This window comes from Desulfotomaculum sp., from assembly GCF_982386235.1.
In genome coordinates this window covers 53,309-75,292 of the sequence record NZ_CEVWQM010000001.1, presented here as the reverse complement: position 1 = coordinate 75,292, position 21,984 = coordinate 53,309, and the positions used below count along the sequence as shown (strand labels likewise).

At 46.1% G+C, this 21,984-nt stretch carries 19 protein-coding genes; 4 read left to right on the top strand and 15 right to left on the bottom strand.

Translation table 11 applies throughout. The features are described 5' to 3' along the window. Window positions 1-164: 164 nt before the first annotated feature. Together AC1U9Z_RS00405 and AC1U9Z_RS00400 are read left to right on the top strand one after the other, a co-directional pair. Window positions 165-1,130: an MBL fold metallo-hydrolase gene (locus AC1U9Z_RS00405; protein ID WP_479955117.1), complete on the top strand. Its 966-nt coding sequence runs from the start codon at window positions 165-167 to the stop codon at window positions 1,128-1,130. A gap of 451 nt (window positions 1,131-1,581) precedes the next feature. Continuing rightward, entirely contained in the window at window positions 1,582-2,019 is a 438-nt protein-coding gene (locus AC1U9Z_RS00400; protein ID WP_479955115.1) for a hypothetical protein, read from the top strand. Window positions 2,020-2,126: 107 nt separating this feature from the next. On the opposite strand, the gene hisIE is transcribed toward AC1U9Z_RS00400, so the two are convergent. From hisIE to AC1U9Z_RS00355, 9 genes are all read right to left on the bottom strand, one after another. Continuing rightward, entirely contained in the window at window positions 2,127-2,807 is a 681-nt protein-coding gene (gene hisIE, locus AC1U9Z_RS00395; RefSeq protein WP_479955113.1) for a bifunctional phosphoribosyl-AMP cyclohydrolase/phosphoribosyl-ATP diphosphatase HisIE, read from the bottom strand. An 86-nt stretch (window positions 2,808-2,893) separates the two neighbouring features. Further along, window positions 2,894-3,652, bottom strand: coding sequence for an imidazole glycerol phosphate synthase subunit HisF (hisF, locus tag AC1U9Z_RS00390; protein ID WP_333529642.1), 759 nt, complete (start codon window positions 3,650-3,652; stop codon window positions 2,894-2,896). 3 nt (window positions 3,653-3,655) lie between these two features. Continuing rightward, the gene (gene hisA / locus AC1U9Z_RS00385) at window positions 3,656-4,387 is read right to left on the bottom strand and encodes a 1-(5-phosphoribosyl)-5-[(5-phosphoribosylamino)methylideneamino]imidazole-4-carboxamide isomerase (RefSeq protein WP_479955111.1); all 732 of its coding nucleotides are present in this window, start codon (window positions 4,385-4,387) and stop codon (window positions 3,656-3,658) included. After that, a complete protein-coding gene (gene hisH, locus AC1U9Z_RS00380) occupies window positions 4,384-4,995 on the bottom strand; it encodes an imidazole glycerol phosphate synthase subunit HisH (RefSeq protein WP_333529640.1) in 612 nt (203 codons plus the stop codon). The genes hisA and hisH overlap by 4 nt, the downstream gene beginning before the upstream one ends. Before the next feature lies 1 nt (window position 4,996). After that, window positions 4,997-5,587 carry an imidazoleglycerol-phosphate dehydratase HisB gene (gene hisB / locus AC1U9Z_RS00375; protein WP_479955109.1) on the bottom strand — a complete coding sequence of 197 codons (591 nt, stop codon included), beginning with the start codon at window positions 5,585-5,587 and terminating at the stop codon, window positions 4,997-4,999. Continuing rightward, the gene (gene hisC, locus AC1U9Z_RS00370; RefSeq protein ID WP_333529638.1) at window positions 5,577-6,677 is read right to left on the bottom strand and encodes a histidinol-phosphate transaminase; all 1,101 of its coding nucleotides are present in this window, start codon (window positions 6,675-6,677) and stop codon (window positions 5,577-5,579) included. The genes hisB and hisC overlap by 11 nt, the downstream gene beginning before the upstream one ends. Before the next feature lie 14 nt (window positions 6,678-6,691). Next, window positions 6,692-7,981: a histidinol dehydrogenase gene (gene hisD / locus AC1U9Z_RS00365; RefSeq protein ID WP_479955106.1), complete on the bottom strand. Its 1,290-nt coding sequence runs from the start codon at window positions 7,979-7,981 to the stop codon at window positions 6,692-6,694. Beyond that, complete coding sequence (hisG, locus tag AC1U9Z_RS00360; protein ID WP_333529636.1) at window positions 7,968-8,639, bottom strand: ATP phosphoribosyltransferase; 672 nt, start codon at window positions 8,637-8,639, stop codon at window positions 7,968-7,970. The genes hisD and hisG overlap by 14 nt, the downstream gene beginning before the upstream one ends. A gap of 232 nt (window positions 8,640-8,871) precedes the next feature. Continuing rightward, window positions 8,872-12,159, bottom strand: coding sequence for an S-layer homology domain-containing protein (locus tag AC1U9Z_RS00355; RefSeq protein WP_479955104.1), 3,288 nt, complete (start codon window positions 12,157-12,159; stop codon window positions 8,872-8,874). Between the two features lie 603 nt (window positions 12,160-12,762). On the opposite strand from AC1U9Z_RS00355, the gene AC1U9Z_RS00350 reads away from it, so the two are divergent. Beyond that, on the top strand, window positions 12,763-13,995 hold the full coding sequence (locus AC1U9Z_RS00350) for a helix-turn-helix transcriptional regulator (RefSeq protein WP_479955102.1): 1,233 nt from the start codon (window positions 12,763-12,765) through the stop codon (window positions 13,993-13,995). A 120-nt stretch (window positions 13,996-14,115) separates the two neighbouring features. On the opposite strand, the gene hisZ is transcribed toward AC1U9Z_RS00350, so the two are convergent. Next, entirely contained in the window at window positions 14,116-15,321 is a 1,206-nt protein-coding gene (gene hisZ, locus AC1U9Z_RS00345) for an ATP phosphoribosyltransferase regulatory subunit (protein WP_479955100.1), read from the bottom strand. 13 nt (window positions 15,322-15,334) lie between these two features. Continuing rightward, window positions 15,335-15,661, bottom strand: coding sequence for a YerC/YecD family TrpR-related protein (locus tag AC1U9Z_RS00340; protein WP_333529634.1), 327 nt, complete (start codon window positions 15,659-15,661; stop codon window positions 15,335-15,337). A 372-nt stretch (window positions 15,662-16,033) separates the two neighbouring features. Between AC1U9Z_RS00340 and AC1U9Z_RS00335 the strand changes: the two genes are divergently transcribed. Further along, a complete protein-coding gene (locus AC1U9Z_RS00335) occupies window positions 16,034-17,122 on the top strand; it encodes a mechanosensitive ion channel family protein (RefSeq protein ID WP_333529633.1) in 1,089 nt (362 codons plus the stop codon). A 146-nt stretch (window positions 17,123-17,268) separates the two neighbouring features. On the opposite strand, the gene purD is transcribed toward AC1U9Z_RS00335, so the two are convergent. The 4 genes from purD to purM form a co-directional block, all read right to left on the bottom strand. Continuing rightward, on the bottom strand, window positions 17,269-18,537 hold the full coding sequence (purD, locus tag AC1U9Z_RS00330; RefSeq protein WP_479955098.1) for a phosphoribosylamine--glycine ligase: 1,269 nt from the start codon (window positions 18,535-18,537) through the stop codon (window positions 17,269-17,271). A gap of 49 nt (window positions 18,538-18,586) precedes the next feature. Beyond that, the gene (gene purH / locus AC1U9Z_RS00325; protein WP_479955096.1) at window positions 18,587-20,128 is read right to left on the bottom strand and encodes a bifunctional phosphoribosylaminoimidazolecarboxamide formyltransferase/IMP cyclohydrolase; all 1,542 of its coding nucleotides are present in this window, start codon (window positions 20,126-20,128) and stop codon (window positions 18,587-18,589) included. Window positions 20,129-20,290: 162 nt separating this feature from the next. Continuing rightward, window positions 20,291-20,899 carry a phosphoribosylglycinamide formyltransferase gene (gene purN / locus AC1U9Z_RS00320; protein ID WP_479955094.1) on the bottom strand — a complete coding sequence of 203 codons (609 nt, stop codon included), beginning with the start codon at window positions 20,897-20,899 and terminating at the stop codon, window positions 20,291-20,293. Between the two features lie 14 nt (window positions 20,900-20,913). Then, window positions 20,914-21,972 (bottom strand): phosphoribosylformylglycinamidine cyclo-ligase, encoded by a 1,059-nt coding sequence (purM, locus tag AC1U9Z_RS00315; RefSeq protein WP_479955092.1) that lies wholly within the window; start codon window positions 21,970-21,972, stop codon window positions 20,914-20,916. Window positions 21,973-21,984: the final 12 nt, after the last annotated feature.

Sequence of the window (21,984 nt, the reverse complement as noted above, 5' to 3'; positions counted from 1 at the left end):
TAGGTGGAACTGGAGCGGCTGGATATAGTTTATATTCCCCCTGTCACCTGCGGCCTTTGGATCACTTATATTATGAATAAAGGAATTATTATTGTCTAAAAAGAAATTAGAATAGTAATATATATAATATTGAAATTATTGTCCAATACAAAGGGGTGAAAATAATGATGTCTGAAGTATTCCCCAATATTTATCTCAATGAAATTCCCCTACCTAAAAATCCTCTTAAAGCACTCAATAGTTACATATTTGTATCTGACAAAAGAAATCTAATTATTGATACCGGCTTTAACCTTGATGCATGCAAGGATGCTTTTATGAGGGGTGTTGAGGCACTAAATATTGATCTAGCCAAGACGGATTTAGTCCTAACCCATATGCATGTTGATCATTCAGGACTAGCTGATGATTTAAGAAAATCAGGCTGCCAGGTTTTTATTAGCAAATTGGATGGGGATATACTCAATTCTTTTCGGACTTCAACACATACTGTAATTGAAAAAATGAACAATCTGCTTGATCTAGACCAGAAAGGCCTGACAGCTAATAACAAGGATTTTGGCAAGGGCAGTACCCAACTACTTGATTATTGTCCAATCGATGAAGGAGATATATTTGAAGTCGGTGCTTATATACTGGAAGTGATCAATATTCCAGGACATACACCTGGCCACATTGCTTTATATGAACGGAAACATAAGTTGCTGTTTTCCGGTGATCATATTCTTAATGAGGTTACGCCAAATATTACCTTTTGGGGTCATGAGTTGGATAGTTTAGGAAAATATATCGATAGTCTCAAGAGGGTAGCTGAGTTAGATATTGATTTGGTCTTCCCTGCACATCGCAGCATGGTCAAAGATTATCATAAACGGATAAAAGAACTCATTATCCATCATGAGTATCGATTAGAGGAAATATTAGAAATACTCCGAGAAGGGAAAAAAACAGCCAGTCAGACAGCAGCAAAAATGCATTGGGATCTGATTTATAATAGCTGGGAAGATTTTCCGGGAACACAAAAATGGTTTGCCTCCGGTGAGGCTATGTCACATCTCGAGCATTTAGTCTTTAAGGGCATAGCCCAAAGAATAAAGGATAATGAGACTGTTTATTACCAATTGCTATAGGGTGTCAAGGGCGGGGTGACAGCGTGACAAGGGAACGGGGTTGTTGACATATTTTTTCAGTACATGTCAACAACCCCGTTCCCCGTCACCCTCAATATATAGCGATACATGAAACCGTTTACTATCTTTTTGTGTCTAATATATAGCATAAGAGAGGGAGATATTCTTGAAGCAAGTTATTTACTTATTCATAAAAAACTTTTTAAAAATTACTGCTATTTTTTTAATATTTAATTTTTTCTTTGTTAAGATTCCTATCTATCAAGCTGTTTTAATTTGTTTCGTTACTTCAATTCTTAATTCATATTTTATTTATGTGACACGGGGACGGGGTTGTTGACACATTTTGAAAAAAGTGTCAACAACCTCGTCCCCGTGTCACCAAGACCCTAGTAGTGCCGAGAGGCACAACCTAAATTTTGTTAAAATAATGTGTAATAGGGGGTATTTCATGGCTATTATAGGAAATAGATTAGTCTCAATACTATTTTTCACCGCTTCTTTCGAGGTTTATTTAATACTGCAGAAAATGATAATGACAAAGGTTTCGAATATGATTTTTACTCCCATTGAAGGGCAAATAATTCTGATATTATGCTCACTCGTTGTCATGCTTGGATACATATCACTTCATATTCCCAGCTTGTTAGAAGATAAAAAGCACTACACGATCGGTATAGATATTAAAAAACTAACAACGTACACTCTATTTGGCATACTGCTTCATTTTCAATATATTATTTATTTTAATTCTAAGCTCAGTTTTTTACTTGGTAATAAATACTATAACATTTTGGTTAACAGTGATTCCCATGTTATCGCCTCCATACTTTTAGGGTATGGCATTGTTAATTCACTAACAAAAAACCAAGCTTCGGCACCATTATAGCATGAAAATTGTGACTCAACGAAGAAAGGGCGACTAGGGGTCGCCCGTACAATCCAAGCCCAGGCCATTATTACGAATAGCCAATCGCTAACTGCTAACAGCTAAAATCACTTTCTCCTTTTCGCCAACTCCCTGTATATTTCCTCGGTACGGACCCCTTGATTGGCCAGCAGCACCAACAGGTGGTAGATCAGGTCGGCGGCTTCGTAGGTAAGTTCTTCTTGACTGTTTTTGGCTCCGATGATTACCTCGGCGGACTCTTCACCGATCTTTTTGCAGATTTTATCCACACCTTTATCAAAAAGGTAAGTGGTATAGGACCCCTCCGGACGTTCTTCCTTACGGCTGAGGATCACCTGAAACAACTGCTCAATGATTTGCGGCCCCATTTGATCCTCTGGATTGCCGTAAACCATAGAAGGGTCGAATTTCTTTTCTCCCTGCACCGTTACAGTACCATCCTGGTTGACCTGGTTATGAAAACAGGAGCGATAGCCTTCGTGGCAGGCAGCTTCCCCCACTTGCTCAGCCAATACCAGCAGGCTATCAGCATCACAGTCATAATATAGGCCCTTCACCCGTTGAACATGGCCAGAGGTTTCACCCTTTTGCCACATCTTCTGGCGGCTGCGGCTGTAAAACCAAGTCACTCCGCTGGCCAGAGTTCTTTGCACCGCCTCCCGATTCATCCAGGCCAGCATGAGGACTTCCTTCGTAGCAACGTCCTGCACAATGGCAGGGATTAGTCCAGCTTCGTTATATTTGAGATTTTCTAGGTTGAACTGCATGTTATCACCTACTTTGTAATATAGCTTCAGCTTTTAGCTGTTAGACTATTTGAAAATGGCCACGGCCATGGCTAAAAAGCTGACGGCTAAATTCTCACCGGAATGCCTCGCTCTTGCAAATACCTTTTAGCCTGCTCGATAGTATACTCGCCAAAATGGAAAATCGAGGCTGCCAGGGCTGCATCGGCCAGGCCCTCGGTGAGGCCCTGGGCTATGTGTTCCAGATTGCCTACTCCGCCGGAGGCAATGACAGGAATTTTCACATGTTGGGCGATGGTGCGGGTGAGGGCCAAATCAAAGCCCTCCTTGGTGCCGTCTCGGTCCATACTGGTGAGCAGAATTTCCCCGGCACCCAATTCCTCCGCCCGAACTGCCCATTCCACTGCATCCAAACCCGTGGAGGTACGACCGCCGTGAGTAAACACTTGCCATTTTTCCGGTGCCACCTGGCGGGCATCGATGGCCACAACGATGCATTGGCTGCCGAATTTATTGGCCCCCTCAGCAATCAATTGAGGGTTTTTTATGGCTGCGGTATTAATACCAATCTTATCTGCACCGGCCTTTAGCATCAGCCTCATATCCTCCACGGTCCGAATACCGCCACCCACGGTAAAGGGGATAAAAACTTCCTCGGCGGTACGGCGAACCATCTCCACCATGGTGGCGCGACCCTCGGAGGAAGCGGTTATATCCAGGAATACCAGTTCATCGGCTCCTGCCCGATCATATAGGGCCGCCAGTTCCACTGGGTCGCCGGCATCCCTCAGGTTAACAAAATTGGTACCCTTCACGACCCTGCCATTGTCAACATCCAGACAGGGAATAATTCTTTTCATAAGCATACTTTATTCCTCCCCCATGGCTATGGCCAAGGCCTCTGGCAGTTTTACTGCACTGGTATAAAGTGCCTTTCCTAGAATGGCCCCCTCCACACCCTGTGGCTCCAGCTTTTTAAGCTGTCGAATATCTTCTAGGGAAGCAACACCCCCGGAGGCGATTACTTTAAGGCCGCTGTCCCTGGCCAGTTCCCCGGTGGCTGCCAGATTGGGGCCGGCAAGTTTACCGTCACGCCGAATATCGGTAAAGACAATTCTCTGGATACCCATCCCTTTCATTTCCAGTGCCAGTTCCAGAGCCGTTTTCTCTACTGTTTCCCCCCAGCCCTGGATGGCTACCCGACCATCCTTTGCGTCGATACCCACCACGATCTTCTCACCATATTTCTGTCCGGCCTCTGCCACCAGACCCGGATTGATAATGGCTGCACTGCCCAGGATTACCCGGTTAACGCCCAGGGACAATAAATCTTCAATGGTAGCCAGATCCCGGATACCGCCCCCCACTTGCACCGGCACCCGGACACACTTGACAATCTGAGCAATGGCTTGTCTATTGCGGGGTTGTCCGGCAAAGGCCCCGTCTAGGTCCACAACATGGATAAATTGGGCCCCTTGCTCCTGCCACAACCTGGCCATACTGCCGGGGTCGTCGGAATATACCGTTGCACTGTCCATGCGTCCCTCTACCAGACGCACACACTGTCCTTCCTTCAAATCAATGGCCGGAAATAGGATCATACACCCACCAGCTTTCCAAAGTTCTCTAAAATACGCATCCCCAGAGTACTGCTCTTTTCCGGGTGAAACTGAATACCAAAAACATTATCCCGTCCAACAATGGCTGGAAATTTTACCCCGTATTCTGTTAGTCCCAGGGTAAGTTGCTCCTCTGTGGGCTGCACATAATAGGAATGCACAAAATAAAAGGCTGTCCCATCGGGTATTCCTGCCAGTAGGGGGCTTTCTCCTTTTATCTCCACTTGATTCCAACCCATATGAGGCACCTTCAAGGAACCGGCGGGAAAACGTTTTACCCGACCAGGGAAAATACCCAGTCCCTGGGTGCTGCCAAATTCTTCGCTGGATTCAAAAAGTAGTTGCTGACCTAAACAAATGCCTAAAAAGGGCTTACCCGCTTCTATCGCACCGTGAATGGCCTCCACCAGCCCGCTGTTCTTTAAATTATCCATGGCATCGGCAAAAGCGCCCACACCCGGTAAAACCACCGCCGCTGCAGCGGCCAATTGTTCGGGTCTTTGTATAATTTCCGCCTGGTAACCAGCCTGGCCGAAGCCCCTTTGTACACTGCGCAAATTTCCCATGCCGTAATCAATAATGGCAATCATGTTACAACACTCCCTTGGTGGAGGGAATCCCGGTCAATCTCTGGTCCCTGGCTACAGCCTGGCGCAAAGCCCGGCCCAGGGCCTTAAAGGCCCCTTCGATAATATGATGTGTATTACGGCCATTGAACATCCGAACATGTAGGGTCAGGCCGCCATTAAGGGCCAATGCCCGAAAAAATTCCTCCACCAGTTCCGTGTCAAAATTCCCCACTTTCGCTGTGGGTAAGGGTAAATCAAATTCCAAGTGTCCCCTGCCGCTAAGATCCAAAGCCACCAACACCAACGCTTCATCCATTGGCACCAGGGCATGGCCATAACGGACAATACCACTTTTATCTCCCAAGGACTGCCGTATGGTCTGACCCAAAGCAATCCCTACATCTTCTACGGTATGGTGATCATCAATATAAGTATCCCCCTGGGCTTTAATCACCAAATCCAAGGCCCCATGTTTAACAAATAAACAAAGCATGTGATCAAAAAAACCAACACCCGTGGCAATCTGAAACTGACCGTTGCCATCAAGATTCACTTCCACTGCAATGTTCGTTTCGGAGGTTAACCGTTCAATTTTTGCCTGTCTATTTTGCATCCTGACAGGCCTCCCTTAGCTGATCGAGAACCTCGGCCAGTGCTTCGATAAAGATTTTATTTTGCTCCAGGGTGCCCACAGAAACGCGCAGGAAACCGGGCAATTCTGGCCCGCCCAGCTTACGAATTAGAACACCTTTTTCTAAAAGCCCCTGATAGATAACTTTACTGCTGTAATTGGTTCGGAAAAGAATATAGTTGGCCAGTGAGGGGAAAGGAGTTACTCCTTCCAGCCCCTGAAGTTGTCGATAAACCTGCTCTCTTTGTTCTTTGATGGCCTTAATTTGTTCCTGAAACAAAGCCGTATGTTCTAAAATCACCTTAACGGCTGCCTGGGAAAAGGAATTTAAATTAAAGGGTTGTTTCACCTTTTTAATTTGACGCAGCACATCTGGGTGGGCCAGCATGTAACCCACCCGCAGACCAGCCAGGGCAAAGGCCTTGGAGAAGGTACGCAGGATAACTAAATTTGGGTACTTATTTAATAGTGGCGTAAAGTCCTCTCCGCCAAATTCCAGGTAGGCCTGATCCACCACCACCAGGGAACTGACCTGCTGCAAAATACCCTCTATTTCCTCCAGGGTGGAACTGTTACCGGTAGGGTTATTGGGAGAACAAATAAACACAACCCTGGTCTCAGGTTTTCTGGCATAACTTATCAGTGCAGGTACATCAACGGAAAAATCACCGCGTCGGGGTGACGGAATGACTCTGGCACCGGCAATCATGGCGTGTATTTTATACATGGAAAAGGTTGGATTGGTAATAATCACCCGCCCATCGGTACCAAAGGTTAATAATATATTAAGTATCAGTTCATCGGAGCCATTGCCTGCCATAACCTGCTCTGGAGACACCTGGCAATATTGGGCAATGGCTTTACGTAGTTCAGTGGCTTCACTGTCTGGATAACGTGTCACCAGTTCACCAGCCACCAGGCTTCCAAGCTGCCTTGCTATTTCTTCCGGGAAGGGGAAGGGGTTTTCATTGGCATCCAATTTGATGACATCGGGATACAGGTGAGCATCGTAGGGTATCAGCTTCTCTAAATCAGGGCGAATCAGGTTGGCAACATTAAAAGTCTCACGCATCTTTTTCACATCCTTTAACGTAAACGCACTTTAACAGCATTGGCATGGGCCTGTAAACCCTCCACCTCAGCCAGACGTATAATATCCGGTCCCAGCCTTTGCAAACTTTCCTCCGAAAAGGCAATGACACTGGATTTTTTCATAAAGGTATCCACGTTTAGCGGGGAATAAAAGCGAGCAGTACCACCGGTGGGCAGCACATGGTTTGGCCCGGCCAGATAGTCACCCACTGGCTCAGGGGAATAATGACCCAGGAAAATTGCGCCAGCGTGTTTTATTTTGCCTAAATACTTCATGGGGTCATCCACCAGGATCTCCAAATGTTCTGGCGCGAAACGATTGGCCCACTGCAGGGATTCGTCAATGCTTTCTGTTAGAATAATGGCACCATGCCTGGCCAGCGACTGGCGGGCAATTTCCTGTCGCGGCAGTTCCGCAAGCTGTCGCTTAAGTTCTAGGCTTACTGCCTCGGCCAGGGCAGTATCGTGGGTCAATAAAATGGACGAGGCTAGGGCATCATGTTCAGCCTGTGAAAGCATATCCGCCGCCGCACAATCTGGTTTGGCAGTATGATCAGCCACCAGTAAAATTTCACTGGGGCCAGCCAGCATATCAATGCCCACGACTCCATAAACCTGTCTCTTAGCCAGGGTTACGTAAATATTACCAGGCCCAGTAATTTTGTCTACCGGGGCAATGGTTTCTGTGCCGTAGGCCAGAGCCGCCACTGCCTGGGCCCCGCCCACTTTATAAATTTCAACCACTCCGGCTTCCGCCGCAGCCACCAGGGTGTAGGGGTTGACCTTCCCGTTACTCATGGGCGGTGTAACCATAACAATTTGTGCAACCCCGGCTACCTTGGCAGGAACTGCATTCATTAACACAGAGGAGGGATAAGAAGCGGTACCGCCCGGCACGTAGATCCCTACCCGCTCCAAGGGTATGATTAACTGACCCAGCACCGTACCCTCAGAATCTGGTTGAAACCAGGAGCGCGAGAGCTGTTTTTGGTGAAAGTTTTCAATCCTTTCCCTGGCCAGTCGAAGGGAAGCTAAAACCTCCTGATCCACTTGTTGGTAGGCTTCTTCAATTTCCTTTGGACTAACCCTTAGGTCTGCTGGTGCCAGGTTAGCCTGATCAAAACGTCGGGCAAAAAAACATAGGGCTTGATCACCCTGTTCCCTTACTTCCTGTATAATGGAAGCAACTCGTTGGGCAATTTCCCCCTGTTGTTCTGTCCGATTCAGCAATAAGCTATTAATCTCTGTCAAATCGGTTGATTTGATAACCCTAACCAGCCCCATTTAGCGTCCCCTCCTCCACCACTTGCCTCATTCTTTCTACCAGGGGATTGATTCTATCACTCTTTAACCGATGGCTAACTCTGTTAGCAATTAACCGGGTGGTTGAACTCAAAACATCTGCCACAGGTATTAGATTGTTCTCACGCAGGGTGCGTCCGGTGGATACTAAATCCACAATCATTTCTGCCAAACCCACAATGGGTGCCAATTCAATGTTGCCATGCAGTTTAACAATTTCCATTTGCATACCCTGGTGGCGAAAAAATTCCTCTGCGATGCGGGGAAATTTAGTGGCTACCCTGGTTTGATTCCAAAACTGAAGTTCTTGCTCCTCTTTTCCCTTAGGAACAGCCACCACAAAGCGACAACCGCCATATTTTAGATCTAAAAGCTCATATACATCCTTATGTTGTTCCATGATGGTATCCTTCCCCGCCAAACCCAGATCTGCTGCCCCATATTCAACGTAGGTGGGAATATCTGTGGGCCGACAGATAATAAAGCGTACTGCTTCCTTTTCCGATTGCAGCAGTAGTTGACGCCCGGGATCCTTCATAAACTCTATATCCAAACCAGCCAAACCCATGAGTTTTACGGTTTCCTTATACAAGGTCCCCTTGGGTATGGCAATGGTCAATAAATCTTTGGCTGCTACCACGTTATCACCTCTTTAACTTATTAAATTATTAATATAATAGTATGGTAAATGTATAATTAGTCGGTGTCAAGAGAAAGTTTTCCATGTAGAATAATTAATTGCAATTTATACTATTTCTTTTAATTTATAAATTAATCCTCTTAATAAATAAAGAGGAGACCCCTTTGCAGTTCTGCCTAAGGGCCTCCTCCTTTGAGGTATTCGTTTTATAAAGGGTTCAGCGGTAACAAGATTAATCATTACCCTCTGTGGTTGTGTCAATTACCTCTAGGTTATCTTGAATCGTTTCATCATTCGTATTTGCTAGAGGTTCTAATATATCTTCATCTATATCTTCATCGGCATCTTTTAGTGTTAAAGAATTTGTAAGATCATCAGAAACGGGATCAGTTATAGACGGATCTGTTATTGTATTGATTTCCTCTACCCCTAGATCATTGGACATCGTTTCATCATTGGTATTTTCTATGGTCATTAGTAAATCTGCATTGTTTTCTTCCAAGGGAAAAGAACAATCAAGACTTGTGGTAACATACCCTGTTTTGTTAAGAATTAATTTATATTCCCCTGACATGGGTCTATAGTCATCCCATGGGTAAATAACATAGTGTCCTTCATATTCTTCCATCTCCGCTTCGTTATGCCAGACCATTCTTATGGGGATATTTACATCATCTTTTTCCAAGGAGAAATTAAACACCCGCTCTGGATTTTCATCTTGGTCACCAACAACAAGATCCGTTATTGGGGTATCTGTTGCTAAATTGGTTACCTTCACACCAATATGATAGGGATTAGACATCTCGGTACTCTCTAAGGCAACTGCTATAGGACCCGTTGGTGCGTCAAGAGCAATCCTCACACCTTCCATCATATGACCCTGGTGTCCACCTTGTGCCGACACAAGTCTCCAAAAATCTGAAGTGTTATGAAGATACAGTTCAGACACACCCCTAGGAATAGCTGCAGCAATATCAAATACTGCATTATTATCCCGTGGAGTAATGGAATTGATGGGGACAATTATTTCATTATTACCAGCATAATAGGATAGCTTTAATGCTTCGGGTGTAAGTCCTCCTGCGCTTTTGTGCAGATTGAGTGTAAATCCATCGTTAGTAACATTATTTACATGGGCTTTATTGGCAATGACCGGCGACCAATGGGACAATATCTGGATAAACCCACCCACATTGCTATCATCGCCAGTGGCACGGCAAAGCAGCGGGTAGCCTGCATCGGCTTCGATGGTTGTATAGGTTAGCTCGGTTGCTCCTTCTATGGCTGTCATGGCAAAGGTAGCTGGATTTACCCTATACCACTGGTAAGTTAGATATTGGCTAAGATCCGTGTCATCATGCTCTGGGAGTTTTTTTACATCAAATGATGCTTGCTTGCCACTGCCAATAAAGGGACTCATGACACCAGTAATCCACATGCTTTCATCCAGGCCCCAGCCTGAAAAGGTTGTAGGAACAGCAACAAGAGGAGCTTCCACCTCGTTAGAGGTATAGCCATCCTTGTCACCACCATTAACCAACAGGCGGTACTTATAACTTCCGTCAGGACTGTATAGGCAGAAATTATCCTGAGTATCATTTGAGGTCGTAAGATCCGCATAGTCATGAATAACCCCATTGTAAGACTGATAATTACTCCAGGTGGAGCCATCATCAGAAGAATACTGCAAGTTATAGCCGGCGGCACCATATTTAGAAGGAGGGTCAAATTTAAGGTCTACCTCAGCACGATTACCCAATTCTCCCCCTCCCCAGATAAAGCCCTGATTTACCCTATGGTTTTTTTCAACATACAGTCCACCAATTTTTCCTGGTTCGCTGCTAAAGAGTGTAAAATCAGGTAGTGTTCCTCCCTCTCCTGGTGTAAAGGGAGTCGGTTCAACGGGAGCTTCTGTTATAAAATTAGCCACCAGTGTTTTGGCTGCTGAACCCATGGTGAATGAGTAAGAAGCATTCGTACTAACCTGTCTACCATTCTCTTGCCAGTCAATAAATTTGTAGCCTGGCTTTGCACTGGCAGTTACTGTTACTGCCGCTCCTTGAGCATAGCTACCACCACCACTTACTGTGCCTCCTACTTCGGGATTCGCCAATATTGCTACTTCATATTTTGTGGTCGTACTGCTGCTGCCACCCCCACCGCCGCCACCGCCGGCAGATGACGCTCCTCCAGAAACAGTCTGACCTCCAATACTGGAAGTTACACCTCTGGCGACCTCTCGCTTAGTGGGTACCTGGGCAATACTCACATTCGCTGCGTTTACTTTGGCCGTTTCAATTTTACCCTCTCCAGTAACCTTGGCCGCTGCATTCGCGGTTAAAGTGTTTACCGTTACATCCTTCGTAATATTAACTGTAGCACCAACGGCCTCCTTGGCCACTTCTAAGGTTTCGATTTGACCAGACACAACTTCCAGCTTGACTTCTTTGGCTGCCACTATAACAGCAGCAAAATTACCTGTTAAGTTTACTTCAGCAGTTGCTGGGATAATTTCAGATAGTGTTACGTCTTCAAAGCCTGTACCTGTTGTGGTAATCTCAACCAGGGTAGCACCTGACTCTAGGCGAACAACGTTAACGGTTGTATTACCCGAGGCAACTACCCTTACACCTTCTTTGGATACGGTTATATTCGGTAATGAGCAATCTTCCAAAGTAACACTGTTTGGCCCACCGCCCTTGATTATCGTTTTGCCACTTACCTTTACGTTCTTAAGCTTGACATCACCGTTTCCTATTCCCTCAGCTAATAACAAATCTCCGCTAATGGTAGTGTTTTGCAAAGTAACATCCGCCACACTAATTGTAACACTCCCATTAATGGTTTCTTTACCTGTGGCAGGTCCATAGATACCTGGTTTAGCATAGGATACGGTTTTCTCTGCAGCGGTTGCTTGCTGTCCTTTGATCCGATCCAATGAAACGATGGCTTCAGCCCGTGTAATAGGTTTTGTTGGTTTAAAGGTTTGGTCTGAGTAGCCACCCATGTAACCCTTTAAGGCCACTGCACCGATGGCAGCCTGACTCCATTGGGCCATCTCCTTGGCATCCATAAAGTCATTAAAGCTTAAACTAGCATCTAGTTTTAAGAGCCTAGCTATTATTGAGGCAACTTCTTGTCTCGTTATCTGATTATTAGGCTTCATTGTTCCATCCTGGTAGCCGCTGATATATCCAGCGGCAATGGCTTTACCTATTTCACCAGCAAACCAATCATTTGCTTTAACATCTGTAAAGTTATACTCAACTATTTCTGTAAACCCAAAGGATCTGTTTACAAGTGCTGCAAATTCCGCCCTTGTAATATTATTGTCCGGCTTAAATTGGCCGTCGTCATATCCTTTGGCCAAGCCACTCTGTACCCACCCACTCAACTGATTTTCAGCCCAGTGTCCTTTAATATCAGAATTTTGGGCCAACACAGTCACTGGCATTAAAGTTAGCATCAAAAAAATAATTAGTAACTGGATGAATAATCCATTTTTTATTTTCTCAACCATCACATATTTCCTCCCCTTTAAAATTCAACTATTTTGATACCTTGTTTGATCTACCCACCTTTCTTAAATAGTTAAAAAAACATATTTCCATAAACCTATTAGAATATAAAAAGTTGCCACTACTGACAAAACCACGGTCAGGAAAATAATAGGTACATTCGAACCACTATAAGCAAATTTTTTGTACAATAATTATTACTGAGAAAACGAATATTAATCTACTACCCTTAAAGGCTGTTTATTGATATAACTACCCAAAAAAGATATCCTACCCCTAAACCTACCCCTAGCTTTTATTATAGTAAACAAACAAAAACCACCCTTCGGGGTGGTTCCAAATTTTCAAAAACTTTAGGTTTTAAGGGGAGGGGAAAAAACAAAAAAAGAGAATGTATTTTTATTATGATAATAAATAAATTAAAACCAATTTTATATATACCAGAATGGGCGGGTCACTCAGCCGCTCTAATATTGATATTTGGCTGGATCTTAATTTACCCAATGCACGGATTTTTATTGCATTATCTGTTTGGATCCGATGCTTACCTTTTAGGTCATGTTTTTGCTGCAAGTCACGGTCTTGGATTGGTGATATTAGGACTGTTGCCCATTTATGTACTCCGAAGCACCTTATTGGTAAAACTGTCTGGCTTTGCCATTCTCATTTTTACATTTATTTTGACCATATTGCCAGTTAATGTCTTCATCCAGTATGTCATCTGTATTTTACTGGGTTTTTTCTCTGCCTACCTTGTCCTGATCTGGGCCTCTGGCTTCAGGTTTAATAAACACCCGGAAATTACTGTAGGTTTTGCCATGGCATTTACAAATATCATACTTGGCCTTGTGGCATTCGGTTATACTAAGCCCGAAACATTGCCTAAGGTTATCGCCTCTTTAACTGGACTGGGACCCCTGTTTGGGGCTTTTTACTTGGCCCGCCCAAAACCAATGGCAGAACCTCAGCTAAGCACCACAGACCCAGAAAAAAACAAAACCATCCTGTACACATTTCTGGGCATCGCGATATTATCTTCCTTCGCATACTTTTCTGGTGGATTGTGGTATAGAGCGGTGCTGCCCCTGTTTTATTTAAAAACACCTCAACTAATTGGTATAGAATCCTTCATATACGCATTCGCCGTTCTTTCCCTGGCATTCTTCTCCACCAGGTACTCTTTCTACTGGGTCGGAACCATTGGCCTAAGTATGCTAGGGGTTGGCCTAGCTACTTCAATATCGGGATTAGATCGTTCCCTCGAGGTTACAATGGCTTTTTCCTTTTTGGCCATTGGCCTGGGAGCCATCGACTTGTTTTACTGGCTTATATTAAGTAAACTGTCTGCTTTTTTAGGCTATCAAAAGGCCTTTGGCTTGGGCCTGGGCGTATCCCTATTTTTTATAACGGCTCCTGGCATAGCCATCGATACGGGTATTCTTGAAAACCCGCTCTTAAACCCATCTCTGTCTGTAATAGGAGCCTGTCTTTTATTTTTAATCAACCCCCTGCTGGTATTTTTGCTTCGCTCCTTGTCATTATTTTCAGCCATTGAAAAAATAACCAACATTCCTATCCTCACAACTGAGCTGGCCGTTACCAAAGATGATCCGCTACCAGTCACAAAATTACCGGAATATGTTCACAGCTTAACCAAGGCTGAAAAAAAGGTGTACGACCTTATTTGCAAAGGTCATACCGACGTGGAAATTGCAAATTGTCTTTTTATATCACGTCACACCGTAAAGTTTCATGTAAGGAACATTTTAAAAAAGGCTGGTTTCTCTAACCGCAAGGAACTACTGGCTAACCTGTCTGGCAATCGAGATGAAGCTTAGTTTACCCTAATATAATAGAAAAACGCCGATTTACCGGCGTTTTTCTATTTGCTATGAGTCCATTGAAAGGTTGGCATTAAGATCCTTCACTCTCGCTCGGATGACAAAAGGGTTTTTATCCTAAAAAACCAACTCCCTACTATTGCCATCCTTATCAACATAAATCCCCCTGGCAGCCCCCAAGCTTCTGGCTTCCGCCTTGGCTTTGGTTGGTGGATATTCGAATAGGGCAATAACCACCTTCTGGCCTTGCTCCCGGAGTTCCCTGGCCACTTGCAGAGCCTTAGCCAGACTCCCATCCTCCCAAGCCACCAGTACATCTGGTGCTGGTTCCTTCGGGGGACCCTGTAGACGCTCCAAGGCCACCAATACACGCTCCAGGTTCACGGCAAAGCCAGTGGCAGGCATGGGGTAACCAAAATTGGCCAGCAACTTATTATAGCGGCCACCACCACAAATGGGAAAACCCATGGCAACGGTATAGCCTTCAAAGACCAGTCCTGTATAATAATCCAGACCCCGCAAAAGGCCGAGATCCAGTGTAATATTTTTTTCCACACCATAACAAGTAAGACCCTGATAAAGCTGGTGCAGATTCTCAATGGCATCTGCGGCCGGTCCCGGTTGAGCCAGTTCACTGGCCCGGTCTAAAATTTCCGGCCCACCCCTCAGTTCAATTAAATCTAAAGCCCGACGGGCTTCCTCCGGGGTAGCCGCATGGGAAGCCAAGATTTCTTCCACTTTCACAAAATCCTTATTGCCCAGTGCTTCCTTAAGGTCCTGGGCCACTTCCCTGGGCAGCCCCAGTTGCTCCACTAAACCATGAAATATCCCTACATTGCCAATGCTAATTTGGAAATCCGCCAGCCCGGTTTGCTTAAGATATTCTGCCACCAGGGCTACCACTTCGGCATCTGCGCCTGGGGAAGAGGGGCCCATCAGTTCTACCCCAGCTTGATAAAATTCCCTCTGACGCCCCACCTGGGGTAATTCATAGTTAAATACATTGGCCAAATAAAACAAACGCAAGGGCGGTGTTATACCCTTCATGCGGGTGGCCACAAGGCGGGCCATCGGCCTGGTCATATCCGGGCGCAGGGCCATCAGATGACCCTGGCGATCTAAAAATTTAAAAAACTTCTCTTCCTGCAGTTCCTCAGAGGACAGGTTTTCCATATACTCAAAGGTAGGGGTAACAACTTCTTTATACCCCCAGGTCTCCACTAGTTTTGTGAACTTTTCCTTAAGCCCGCGCATTAAGTGAGCTTCCGCAGGCAGCACATCCCGCACACCAGGTGCCAGGCGGCCAAATCTGCTTGATGTCATAGAGTCACCTCTTTTATTCTTTTGATTTGTCATTTTGTACTGGGCTGGGATCAGCCAGCCTCCTTAATACCAGCTTGTAACCGTCAGCCCCATAATTTAAGCAGCGCTTAACCCGACTGATGGTCGCTGTGCTTGCCCCGGTATTCGTGGCAATTTCACCATAAGTTCGATTGGCTTCCAACATTTTTGCCACTTCCAGTCGTTGAGCCAGGGAGCGGAGTTCGGATACGGTACATATATCTTCAAAGAACTGATAGCATTCATCAATATTCTCCAGGGACAAAACCGCTTCGAAAAGGCGGTCATTGAGTTTATCTTTTAATTTACCCTGATATTTCAAGGAAATCCCCCCCGTGCTATCTATTATTATGACCAAAATAAGCTTTTTATCATATGTTTCCTCTACCCCTTTTCGACGTTAAAGCATTAAATCCTTTATGATATTATTATTTTAAAGTAACAAATTATTTTTGAAGCCAAGCAGTCGGCCCCTATAAACACTATAAACAAAAATCAAAAACTTTTCTTCTTGTTGTTCCCCTGAGGAGCGGTTTTAGATATACTCATAGGTGGTTAACATTTTATACCCTCACGTCTCCACTCGTTTTATAAATTTCACTTTAGGCTCGCGCACTAAGTGAGCGTCCGCAGGCAGCATCCAGGTGAATCATGCAAAAATACAAGCCCACCCCCTTGAAAGGAAGGATTTAGCATGCCCCATGAGAACCTTGAAAGCCTTGGCATTTCCATTGGTATTCTGTTACTCTTTTTGTTATTTAGAAAGCTTTTTACCAAATACGTTTTCCGACTAATTTTATTTATAAGTAAAAAAACACCTACTGATTTTTTCTCTCACCTATGTCTTTCCTTTGAACACCCTTTTCGCTGGCTCTTTATCATCATTGGTATTTATGTTTCAGCCGGTTATTTTCCTTATATTGAGCAAACAAACCCTATATTCTTAAAAATAATCCGGTCTTCTGTAATCGTTATTGTTGCTTGGGGATTATACAATCTCTCTTCTCGTTCATCCATTCTATTTAATAAAATAAATGAACGAATGAACATCGAAATCGACCAAATACTAATCCCCTTTATTTCAAAAGCTATCCGCTTTATTATAATTGCCATCAGTTTTAGCATTATCGCTCAAGAATTTGATTATGATGTAAACGGTTTTGTAGCCGGACTTGGCTTAGGAGGCCTGGCCTTTGCATTGGCAGCAAAGGATGCTATTGGCAACTTGTTTGGCGGTGTAGTTATTATTACTGAAAAACCTTTTTCCATCGGTGATTGGATAATGACCCCTAGCGTTGAAGGTACTGTGGAGGATATTACTTTTCGCAGTACAAAGGTACGGACTTTTGCCCAAGCAGTTGTAACAGTACCCAATGCAACCCTCGCTAACGAAAACATTACCAACTGGAGTAAAATGGGAAAACGACGTATTACGTTCAATTTAAGAGTTACCTATGATACACCCAAGGCTAAATTAGAAAAAACGGTAAGCCAAATAAAGAATGTGTTAAAAAACCATCCGGCTATTCACCCGGATACAATTTTTGTAACCTTTGATAGCTTTAACGAGAACAGCCTCGATATTTTCCTCTATTTCTTTACCAAGACAACTGTTTGGGAAGAATTTTTGAAAGTAAAAGAAGAAATTAATTTTATTATTATGCAGGTATTCGAAGAAGCAGGCGTATCCATGGCCTATCCAAGTAGAACGATTTACTTTCGTTCCCAACCGGAAGCTCTCTCAAAGGTTGAAGTGGTATTTGAACGTGAGAACCAAGAATAGCCTGCCGCTTTATTTGAATGTTTTCTTTTGGGTCTTTTTCTTCGGCTAAGACAACGAAAGGCCAAACCGTCAGATGATGTTTGACAGTTTGGCCTTTTCAATAATTCAATAACATCGTTGTTCATAGACCGCTATTTAGCGGATGGCTATTCTCTGTTTAATGCCCGGTGGGCGATGTCTGATCGATAGTGTGCTCCCTCAAAATGGATAGCCTTTACTCCCTGATAAGCCTGCTCAATGGCTGTGGAGATATCTGGGCCGACGGCGGTTACGCCTAAGACTCGGCCGCCAGATACAACGGCTTGGCCATCCTTTAGGGTTGTCCCAGCATGAAATACCTCGACTCCGGCAGGAACCTGATCACAACCGGAAATAGGCATACCCTTTTCATATTCCCCGGGGTAGCCCTTGGCAGCCATTACCACGCAGACGGCGGCCTGATCCTTCCACTGCACCGATTGCTGGGCTAAGTTCCCTTCTAAGATGGCTTCCATAATATCCACCAAATCGGTCTCCAGCAGGCCAAGTACCGGCTGAGTCTCCGGATCACCAAAACGGGCGTTAAATTCCAATACCTTGGGTCCCTGGGGAGTTACCATTAAACCGGCATAGAGCACACCCCGATAGGGCCGGCCTTCGGCGGCCAAAGCTTTTACGGTGGGGTAGAGAATATCTTTTTCCACAATTTTGGCCAGTTCCGGTGTATAGACCGGTGCCGGGGCATAGGCCCCCATGCCACCGGTGTTGGGGCCGCTATCTTGATCACCCACCCGTTTGTGATCCTGGGAGGCCACCATGGGGACAATGGTTTCCCCCTCCACAAAGGCAAGGATACTTACTTCTTCCCCCTGTAAAAATTCTTCAATGACCACCCGATCCCCGGCTTTGCCAAAGGCCCGTTCGGCCATAATGATATCCACTGCAGCCAAAGCGGTTTCATCATCCATGGCTACAATGACTCCCTTGCCTGCGGCTAAGCCATCGGCCTTGATGACACAGGGGGCCCCGTATTGCCGCACATAGGCCCTGGCTTCCTCTGCTTCTTCAAAGGTGGCATAACGGGCTGTGGGGATATTGTATTTGGCCATAATATCCTTGGCCAAGGCTTTGCTGCCCTCAATTTCCGCAGCAGCCTTGGAGGGACCAAAGATCTTCAGCCCTTCCTTTTGGAACAAATCCACGATGCCGTTGGTAAGGGGTATTTCCGGTCCCACCACGGTGAGATCGATTTGTTCCTTTTGGGCAAAATTTAACAGACCTTGATTGTCCTCTGCGGCAACGTGAATGCAGGTAGCAATTTCGCTAATGCCAGCATTACCCGGGGCACAATATATTTCCTTGACCCGAGGGCTTTGTTTAAGCTTCCAGACCAGGGCATGTTCTCGCCCGCCGCCGCCAACCACTAAAATTTTCATTACCAGACCACTCCTGCTAAGCTATTTAACCCCTGCCAATCTTAAATTCCTAATGCTTAAAATGCCTCATACCAGTGAAGACCATGGCAAGGCCATGTTCATTGCAAGCCTGAATAGACTCTTCATCCCGGATGGAACCACCGGGCTGAATGATAGCCTTAATCCCAGCCTTGGCCGCTTCGTCCACCGTATCCCGGAAGGGGAAGAAGGCATCACTGGCCAAAACAGCCCCCTGGGCTTTGTCACCGGCCTGTTCAAAGGCAATCCGGGCCGAACCAACGCGATTCATCTGTCCTGCACCAACACCAATGATTTGGCCGGCCTTGCCCAGCACAATGGCATTGGACTTCACATGCTTGACCACAGTCATGGCAAAAAGCAGATCTTTTAATTCTTCTGCGGAGGGTTGCCTTTCGGTAACAACCTTCAACTCATCCATGTTTAATACCAGCCGATCGGCCTCCTGCACCAAAAGACCACCATTAACCTTACGAACTTCCAATACATCCTTGGTTTGCTCTATCAGTTCCCCGGTGGTCAGCAGCCGAAGATTGGCTTTCTTCGTCAATATCTCTAAAGCCTCGCCGGTAAAGTCCGGCGCAATAATGGCCTCTAGGAAAATCCTAGACATTTCAGCAGCGGTTGCTCCATCAAGTATGCCGTTAACTGCCACAATGCCACCAAAGGCAGAGACAGGATCTGCTTCAAGAGCCCTTTGATAAGCTGCCACTAAACTCTCGGCTGTGGCAGTACCACAGGGGTTATTGTGTTTAATAATAACCGCACTGGGCTCGGAGAATTCCCTTACCAGTTCCAAGGCACTGTTGGCATCCAAAATATTATTATAGGAAAGTTCCTTGCCGTGCAGTTGGCGGGCATTGGCAATGCAAGGCCCGCTGATGGCAGGATCTCTATAAAAGGCAGCTCTTTGGTGGGGGTTTTCTCCGTAACGCAGCTCTTGAGCCTTTACGAAGGAAAGGTTAAATTCCGGGCGGAATATTTCATCATCTGTCACCTGCCCTAAGTAATTGGCGATGGCTGTATCGTAACTGGCAGTGTGGGCAAAGGCTTCTCTGGCTAGGGCCAAGCGCAGTTTAGCAGATAATTCTCCCCGCTCCTGCAGGGCCGCCAGCACCTCACCATATCTTTGGGGATTGACCACAATGCCCACATAGGCATGGTTCTTGGCCGCCGCCCGAACCATGGTGGGTCCACCAATATCAATATTCTCGATGGCATCTTCCAGGCTAACATGGGGTTTAGCAATGGTCTCCCGGAAAGGGTAAAGATTCACCACCACCAGATCAATGGGGGTAATCTTGTATTGCGTTAATTGCCGGAGATGTTCCTCGGTACGCATGGCCAGAATGCCACCGTGCACATTGGGGTGTAAGGTCTTTACCCGACCGTCCAGAATTTCTGGAAAACCTGTCACCTCTGAGATATAAACCACGGGTACCCCAGCCTCCCGCAAGGTTTTGGCTGTTCCCCCGGTGGAGATAATCTCCACACCCAGTTCTGCCAGACCCTGGGCAAAGTCAACAAGACCCGTTTTATTGGATACACTGATTAAAGCGCGTTTTACTTGCACAAACCTTCACGCCTTTCTTTCGAAATTTAGCCATTTGCTTTAAAACCCTTGGCAGAAGGCCCTGGGCCTTTTGTGCAGGTTTTGGCTTTTGGGTCTTTCGCTCATGGCTCACGGCACACGGCCAGCGTATTATTCCGCAGACAGCAGAACCATCCCTTGTCTTTACTTGATATATACCCGCCGGCCTTCGACCTCTAAGCGTCCCTCAGCATAGAGTTGAATGGCTTCCGGGTAAAGTCGGTGTTCCTGCTCTAAAATACGGGCGGCCAGGGTCTCTTCGGTGTCATCACCTAAAACCGGCACTGCTGCCTGCAAAATGATCGGTCCTGTGTCCATACCTTCGTCGATGAAATGTACGGTACAGCCAGCTATTTTAACCCCATACTGCAGGGCGTCCCTTTGACCGTGCAGGCCGGGAAAGGACGGCAGCAGCGCTGGGTGTATATTCATTATTTTATTGGGAAAGGCCTGCAATAAAGGTTCCCCCACCAGTCTCATATAGCCAGCCAGACAAAGAAGTTGTATGTCGGCCTCCCGAAGTAGTTCAACCACAGCCTGTTCATACTCCCTTTTACTGGGGAAGGCTGCCATCTCCAGGCCATAGGCGGCAATCCCCGCCCGGCGGGCCCGCTCCAAGGCATAGGCCGCTGGTTTATCACTGATCACCACCACCACTTCGGCGGCCAGGGAACCGGTTTGGCAGCGATCCATAATGGCTTGCAAATTGGAACCCCGGCCCGAGGCCAGGACACCTAAGCGTAATTTTTTCATCAGAATTATCTCCCTCAGACCTTCACGGACTCATACCGAACCTGTGGCACACCGCTCTCCACCCGTCCAATCCGATAGGCTTGCTCCTGGCAGCTTGCTAAATCCTGCATGATCGCCGCTGCCTCTGCTGCCGGAACGATCAATACCATACCAATGCCCATATTAAAGGTGCGCAGCATTTCTTCCGGAGCCACTCGGCCTATTTTTTGAATCAGCTTAAACACCGGCAATACAGGCCAAGTCGAGGGATCCAATACCACCTGAACCTCAGGGGGCAGAATCCGGGGAAGATTTTCTGTTAAGCCGCCGCCGGTGATGTGGGCCATCCCCTTAATGGAATACTTCTCTAGCAGACTTTGCACGGATTTAACATAGATACGGGTGGGCATCAGCAGTTCGTCCCCCACTGTCCGGCCAAGTTCTGGCAGGAAATCAGTGACACTGTAGCCAGCCACCTCTAATAGGGCCTTACGGGCCAGGGAATAACCGTTACTGTGCAAGCCGGAGGACCCGAGACCTATGACCACATCCCCGGGTGCAATATCTTTGCCGTTTATTAGGCGGCTGCGATCCACCACACCCACAGCAAAACCAGCAATATCATATTCCTCTTCGCCATAGAAACCCGGCATCTCAGCCGTTTCTCCACCAATCAAGGCGCAGCCAGCCTGACGGCAGCCTTCGGCAACACCCTCCACGATCTCGGCTACCCTTTCTGGTTGGAGCTTACCCACAGCCAGGTAATCCAGGAAAAATAGTGGTTCTGCGCCCTGGACTAAAATATCATTGACACACATGGCCACGGCATCAATACCGATGGTATGGTGAACACCCGTCAGTTGAGCCACCCGCAGTTTGGTGCCCACCCCATCGGTGCCGGAAACCAACACGGGTTCCTTATATTTATCTGTATTTAAGGCAAAAAGTCCGCCAAAGCCGCCAATCTCGGTAAGAACTTCCGGTCGCAGGGTGCTGCGTACTGCTTGTTTCATCAGCCCCACGGCACGGTTCCCTGCTTCAATATTAACCCCGGCAGCAGCATAGGTAAGGGACTTTGCTTTTTGTTCCGTCATCGCTACACTCCC